Below are 2494 nucleotides of genomic sequence, written 5' to 3'. Positions count from 1 at the left end.
GTCGCCCGGACGGTCCCCATCCCGCTGCGCCGGATGGGGACCGGTGACGACGTCGCCCGTGCGGTCGCGTTCCTCGCCTCCGACGACGCCGACTATGTCACCGGTCAGGTCCTCGTCGTCGACGGCGGCCTCGCCGCCCAGGCCCGCCCGCCCGATGCCGAGCTGCTGCCCTAGCCGAACTTCCTGCCACCGGCCAACTCCGTGACCATGAATCGAAGCGAGACATCATGACGCTCTCCCGCACCACGCCCCCACAGCCCGACGGTTCCGGGGCGGCGGCTCCGCTTGACCCGACCCACCTGACCGCCCTCGGCGCGGCCAGCACCGCGACCATCTCGACGCAACTGTTCAAGCTCGGCCTGCGCAACGCCTTCCTCACCGGGGTGCGGCCGCAGACCCGAGACGTGCCACGGATGATCGGCGAGGCGTTCACGCTTCGCTACATCCCGGCCCGCGAAGACCTGGACGTGCTCGACGTGTTCGACGACTACGACCACCCGCAGCGCCGCGCGATCGAGCTGGTCGGTCCAGGACAGGTGCTGGTCATGGACAGTCGCGGCGACGGGCAGGCCGCGTCGGCCGGGCACATCCTGCTCACCCGCATGCAGGTGCGCGGCGCCGCGGGCCTGGTTACCGACGGCACCCTGCGCGACATCGCCGGCATCGCGCAGCTGGCCATGCCGGTGTATGCGGCCGGTGCGGCGGCGACGACCAACCTGGCGCGGCACCATGCGGTCGACATGCAGGTACCCGTGGGCTGTGCGGGCGTCCCCGTCTACCCGGGCGACGTGCTGGTCGGCGACGCGGACGGCGTGGTCTGTGTCCCCCGCCACCTGGTTCCGGTGATCGCCGGACCGGCCCGGGACCAGGAGGAGCTGGAGACGTTCCTGCAACGCCGGGTCAGCGACGGCGCCCCGTTGCGCGGCACGTATCCGCCGGACGCGGAGACGCTGCGCCGGTATGACCTCGACGGTGCCGGTCCCGCCCGATCCGAAGAGGTGTGACCATGGAGCTCACCGACGCGCTACGGAGCGTGGTCGCTGTCCTGGTCACCCCGTACCGGAACGGGACGCAGACCGTCGACGAGGAGGTCTGTGCGGAGCTGACGGCGCATGTCGACGGGGGCGGGGTGCCGGCGATCACGGCGCTGGGCAACACCGCGGAGGTCCACCGCCTGTCTGCGGCCGAGCGAACCGCCGTGCTGCGTGGAGTCGCTACCGGCCGGACCGACGCGGTACTGCTGGCCGGCCTGACCGGACCGTCGACGACAATGCTGTACGAGGCGGAGCTGGCGGCGTCGCTCGGCTACGACGCGGTGATGGTTCACCAGCCGCCGGACCCACTGGGCGGAGGGTCGGACCAGGTGGCACTGTGGCGCGAGGTCGCCGACCAATCGCCGCTCCCGGTTGTCCCATACCTGCGTTCCACCGACCCGGCGGCCGACGACCTCGTGGCGCTGGTCGAGCACCCGGCCGTCGTCGGTGTGAAGTTCGCCCGGCCGGATCTCGGCACGCTCGCCGCGCTGCTTCGCACCCCGTCCGCGCAGGCGTGTGTGTGGATGAACGGCAATGCGGAGGCGACGGTCCCGTCGACCGCGGCCCTGGGCCTCACCGGGTTCACGTCGGGCATCGCGAACGCCCGCCCGGACGCCGCCCTCGCGGTGTACGACGCGGTCCGCGCGGGCGACCTGCACCGGCTGGCGGCGCTGCTCAGGCTGATTGGTCCGGTAGAAGAGCTGCGCAGCCGCGACCGCGGCCGGAACAACGTGGCCGTGATCAAGGAGATGCTGCGCCGCCAGGGCTTCGACCTGGGCGGCGTGCGCGCGCCCCATGCCGCCCTCGACCCGGACGCCGCAAGCGTGCTCAACGGCGTCCTTGACACCTGGCCGGACGACCTCCGAACGGAGGTCCAGGCCGTTTCGTAGGAAGCAGTCCCGACAGGATGAGGAGGCAACGCCAGCCATGGATCGATCGAGACAGCCCCGCCCACCGCGGGGCCGCGCACGCCACCACGGCACCGAGCGACCGTCCACCCGGCCAGCGACCTCGCGGCCGGCATCGTCTAACGCAACGCCGTTCCGGATGACGGCGGCCACGCTGGCCACGATGCTTGTCGCCGGGGCTTTGGCCGCAGGCGGGCACGGAGCCGCCGCCACCACCGCCGATGGTCCGGACGGCGGCCCGCCAGGCGGTGCGGACGGCGCCGCCGAGGTCTGGGACCTCGGGCGGACGGTAGAGGTGCACGGGTCCGAGGTGCGCGTCGACGTCGGACGCGTCGTACCCGTCGCCGGGATCGACCTCACCTGGCGTGGCGAACCACCTACGTCCGTCGACATCGAGTACTCCACCGCGGTCGACGACTCCGACCGGGTCGTCGCCGTCGCCGACGTGCCGGTGAGCACTGGGGAGACGTTCTCCCTCGACCTCCCCGAGCTGGTGCATGCGCGGTTCGTGACCGTCGTGGTGGACGGGGCGGACGCCGTCGACGCAGTGGA

Annotated in this window: 4 protein-coding genes; all 4 read left to right on the top strand. The window is 72.4% G+C overall.

What is annotated here, in order from left to right; genetic code table 11:
• Positions 1–33: 33 nt before the first annotated feature.
• Positions 34–174 (top strand): SDR family oxidoreductase, encoded by a 141-nt coding sequence (locus tag ELR45_RS42820; RefSeq protein ID WP_129667781.1) that lies wholly within the window; start codon positions 34–36, stop codon positions 172–174.
• 53 nt (positions 175–227) lie between these two features.
• Positions 228–1004, top strand: coding sequence for a ribonuclease activity regulator RraA (locus ELR45_RS18990; RefSeq protein WP_129667780.1), 777 nt, complete (start codon positions 228–230; stop codon positions 1002–1004).
• 2 nt (positions 1005–1006) lie between these two features.
• Positions 1007–1924 carry a dihydrodipicolinate synthase family protein gene (locus ELR45_RS18985; RefSeq protein WP_129667779.1) on the top strand — a complete coding sequence of 306 codons (918 nt, stop codon included), beginning with the start codon at positions 1007–1009 and terminating at the stop codon, positions 1922–1924.
• Between the two features lie 181 nt (positions 1925–2105).
• On the top strand, positions 2106–2494 hold a 389-nt coding region (locus tag ELR45_RS18980), incomplete at its 3' end, for a hypothetical protein (RefSeq protein ID WP_240759861.1).

Origin of the sequence: Phytoactinopolyspora endophytica (assembly GCF_004138495.1) — a bacterium.
Classification (GTDB): domain Bacteria; phylum Actinomycetota; class Actinomycetes; order Jiangellales; family Jiangellaceae; genus Phytoactinopolyspora; species Phytoactinopolyspora endophytica.
This window is presented reverse-complemented; position numbering and strand designations above follow the sequence as displayed.